Genomic DNA, 3,973 nt, shown 5'->3' on the forward strand with positions numbered 1-3,973 from the left:
TTGACGTAATTAAAGAGAGAGGATTATCAATGTTGCCGAAGTCTAACGCTTCACCGTATAACAGAACCTTAATTCTCTCTTTGTTCTTTCTGATTAATTACTATTTGTTTTAAAATACAAACTTAAGACGTATATAAAAAATAGCGGTTAAGTACCTAAATAAAAGTTATTTCCGTAAATTTATTACCAGTTACAAACCGAAAAGTCAGTACTAAAAACCCGCTACTTTTCATATACACGACCGTTATATGCCACTTGAAAAGAAACCGTGAGAAAGACAATAATCATATTGACATTAGCAATTCTATCCTCTTGTAATCTTTACGACAGGAAAGAAGAAGTTTTTATGACTGACCAAGACTATGTGGAAAATGACCGACAAATTTCACCTGATAGTTCAAAGCTCTTAATAAGTTATAGTATAGACTTGGGAGCATTTGGATATGGACAAGCAGGAACTGCAATTTTGAAATTATCGGACACAACGAAAAACCTTAGAGAATTTACGATACCGAACACTTTGACAAGAGTGAAGTGGATAGATAGTGAAAATGTTTCTGCTCAATTTGACATTTTACCATCATTAAGGACAGGAGACAAAATTGAATTTAAAGATATTGAAGTCAATGGAATTAAGGTAAAGGTTTCTGCTTTAGACTACATTGACAAAGATGACCGACAAGAAATCGAACATCGAGAAGTATCACCAAATGGACAATTTGAACTCGTTGCATATCGCTACTTGAAAGACAGAAGCAACTTGAATTTTATTCACATTTCTGTAATTCCAGTTGGCGGACAAATACCAAAATATGGAAACTATTTAATTGCCGATATGCAATCTGACTATGTACTTTACGGAACTTGGACAGATAAAAATGAACTTAAATTTTACTCAAACAGTCAATATTCAGACTTAATTCAATATTATTTGGTTAAGGACAGAGAAAAAATTAATTATGAAATTGTAACAGACGACAAAGAATATGGAAGTAAATACAGGTGGACAAAGAAAAGCGGCATATAACAATGGTAACCGTTGCACAACCCCATAATTAAAAAAAAACGTATTCATTTAAACCGCTTTAGAGCGGTTTTCTAGTTTTATATCGTTTGTAAATTAGCAAAATGAAGTGCCTTTAAAATGTATCTGTAGGCTTGCTTTAATCCAATTTTGGGTATTAAAAACAAGTCGAGCATTCCTGCTCCGCTTTTTACTCTTTTTTGAGAGAACTTGAGGTATTTCTTGAGGTTGTAGGCAATGGCGGAGAGCTGCATACACTTGTTAGCTTGTCTTAAGCCTATGGTGTTTACTTTCCTTAGCCCCATAAACTGAGTTAAGGTTCCAAAAACAGGTTCTACGGTGCTTTGTCGTTTGCCTTTCATATACCTGCCCTGTGGGCTTTCTACCCGGGCGATGTTGCGCTGGTATTCTGCGCGGTAATAGGTAACGCTGAACTTCTTTTCCTGTGCGCTTTTTCCCAGACAGCTGCTGCGTATAGGACAATCGATACACACGTGCTTGCGGGCGCGGTATTCCTTCTTTCGAGTTCCGGTTCTGTAATCGTTAAACTCCTTGGTGAATGGGATGATCTTACCTTGTGGACATAGATAATGATCTTGATCTTCAACATATCTAAATCCATCAGGACCGCCTTTAAAGGTACCGTGAGCAGGTATAAAACTTTTAAGACCCTGTGCTTCTAAAAATGCGTAGTTCTCTCCAGAGCTATATCCGGTGTCGGCTACACAATTCTCCCAAACTAATCCCTGCTGCCACAGGCGGAGCTTTACGCGCTTAACAATATCAGGCAATTGCTGATTGTCTTTACCATCAGCGTGGTAAGCCCTAATGTCAGTAATCACGTGATGACCGGTATCTACACTTAGCTGACTCAGGTAATTGAGCTTTCTGGCCTTGCCGGGCTTGACACTGATACGGGCATCAGGATCGGTAGGACTGTAATGCGTTTTATTGCTGGTATACTTACTGCCTTTATTTCCTGATCCCGGACGCTGATCCTGATCTTTGCTCCAACGCTTGTTGCGGCTAGAGATCGCCTTGAGTTCCTGTTCATTAGCCGTTATGCTGCGCTGACCTTTATCTGATTTATCGCCTTTACTCTTACGAAATGGCTGCGCAAGTGAGATTCCAGTTCTTCCTCTGGCACTTTAAGTTCCAGAGTGTCCATTGAGGCGTTCGCTTTTACAGGAGCACTGTCGATAGCCTGGGTATGGCCACTTACCATTCCGGCTTCTACACAAAGCGTGAACACTTTTGTAAAAACCGATTCAAACACATCTTCGGGGAACAACTGCCGCGTGCGGCTGATGGTGGAGTGCCAAGGTAGCTCCTCATCAATATCATAGTCTACAAAATACAGGATATCCAAACGCATACTGCAATGATCAATAAGCTTGCGGTCACTGATGATGTTCTCTAAATAGCCCACTAGACACAGCTTAAAAAACACAACAGGATCTATACTCTTTTGCCCACTGCTGCCGTAAAAACCTCGAGTAAGATCATAGAGAAAATCTAAGTTTAAGGCTTCTTTCAATCGGCGGTAGAAATTTGTGGGCGGTACCCGTTCACTCAACTGAAAACTGTTGAATAACTGCTCTTGATATACTTTTTTTCCTTGCATGCCATGAAATTAATCTTTTTTAGTAAATTGTGCAACAGGCACAACGTATATAGCTCATAACTAATTAGTTGCTTAATCGAAGTTAAGGCATATTTGCGAAGTCCGCCAAATTTTTTAATTTGGCTTATTGAAAAGAAAAGGTAATAAGAAAATTAAAAAATTCGGCTCGTGCTTAACCGAATAGTTATCGCTAATTTGCACGCTACGAGCCATATACAATCACGTTGTAAGCAATTAAACACAAAATGGCAAAAATAGACCAATACCAAAAATATAGAGCACAAAGAAACAAAAGATTGCTACTTGCATTCCTAGCCTCTATTTGTTTAATAATAGGTTTACTATTTTTTATAACAACTTCTTATTTTATGGAGTTATTTCTTATTTCAAATAGAACCATTATTATCCTTGGAGCATTCCTGTTTATTGTAGGATTAGCACTATTGTTTAGTGTTTATTTAGGATTACAACCACTAAGAATATATAGACCATTTGATGAATATGAAAATTTTGATTTAAATAGTATTTTCAATTATCATTTGAAAAAGAATTTTATCGATAAGTATGGTTCGCAATATCGTAGATACGACAAGCCAGAAGAGGAACCAATATTATTTGTAGATGAATTAGAATCTTTTAAAAGAAAATATGTAGAACAGGCTCAGCACGATTTAGAATATGCAAACCTATTCGATGATTTAAACAAATTGGAAGGAAAATTTCGGACTCAAATTGAAAGACTAGTTAGTAATTCTAATTTGAACTTGATTATTGGCATTATAACAACCTTAATAGCTGTTGTAATATTAGGTTTCTCTATTTTTCAAGATAGGTCATTTAAGACCAATACAGACTTCTTTTCTTTCTTTTTACCACGTATTTCTACAGTAATTTTTGTCGAGTTATTTTCCTTTTTCTTTTTAAGGCTGTATAAAAATAATCTTGAAGAAATTAAATATTTTCAAAATGAGATAACTAATTTAAATTTTAAAATTACATCTTTAAAAACCGCTCTGAAGATGGAAGATAAAGATTCTCTAAGTAAAATAATTATTAATTTTTCATTAGCGGAAAGAAACAACATTTTAAAAAAAGGAGAAACAACTGAAAGAATTGAATCAAACAGGATGGAAAGCGGACACATATCGAACCTAAGTAAATCCTTTTCAGAACTAATTGAAAAACTAAAATAACTGCTTACAACAAAGAACTGAGGTAAAAAGCAACTCTTTTCTTCTTTAATTTTAGAGCATATTTATCCTGTACTAAAACCTCCATTTCTTTAATCTTAGTACTTCATATCTTTATTAATTTTAATATTACTT

At 35.7% G+C, this 3,973-nt stretch carries 2 protein-coding genes and 1 pseudogene; 2 read left to right on the forward strand and 1 reads right to left on the reverse strand.

What is annotated here, in order from left to right; translation table 11 throughout:
• The first annotated feature begins 346 nt into the window (after positions 1 to 346).
• Complete coding sequence (locus tag KW502_RS15065) at positions 347 to 1,027, forward strand: PDZ domain-containing protein (RefSeq protein ID WP_219041379.1); 681 nt, start codon at positions 347 to 349, stop codon at positions 1,025 to 1,027.
• A 77-nt stretch (positions 1,028 to 1,104) separates the two neighbouring features.
• Here the strand turns inward: KW502_RS15065 and KW502_RS15735 are convergent.
• Positions 1,105 to 2,648, reverse strand: a pseudogene (locus KW502_RS15735) (IS1182 family transposase).
• A 245-nt stretch (positions 2,649 to 2,893) separates the two neighbouring features.
• Here KW502_RS15735 and KW502_RS15080 point away from each other — a divergent pair.
• Positions 2,894 to 3,841, forward strand: coding sequence for a hypothetical protein (locus KW502_RS15080; protein ID WP_219041381.1), 948 nt, complete (start codon positions 2,894 to 2,896; stop codon positions 3,839 to 3,841).
• Positions 3,842 to 3,973: the final 132 nt, after the last annotated feature.

Origin of the sequence: Mesonia aestuariivivens, from assembly GCF_019311235.1 — a bacterium.
GTDB lineage: Bacteria > Bacteroidota > Bacteroidia > Flavobacteriales > Flavobacteriaceae > Mesonia > Mesonia aestuariivivens.

Excerpts from the sequence above, each read along its gene's own strand:
- KW502_RS15065 (WP_219041379.1), top strand. The coding sequence starts at position 347 with ATGACTGACCAAGACTATGTGGAAAATGACCGACAAATTTCACCTGAT.
- KW502_RS15080 (WP_219041381.1), top strand. The coding sequence starts at position 2,894 with ATGGCAAAAATAGACCAATACCAAAAATATAGAGCACAAAGAAACAAA.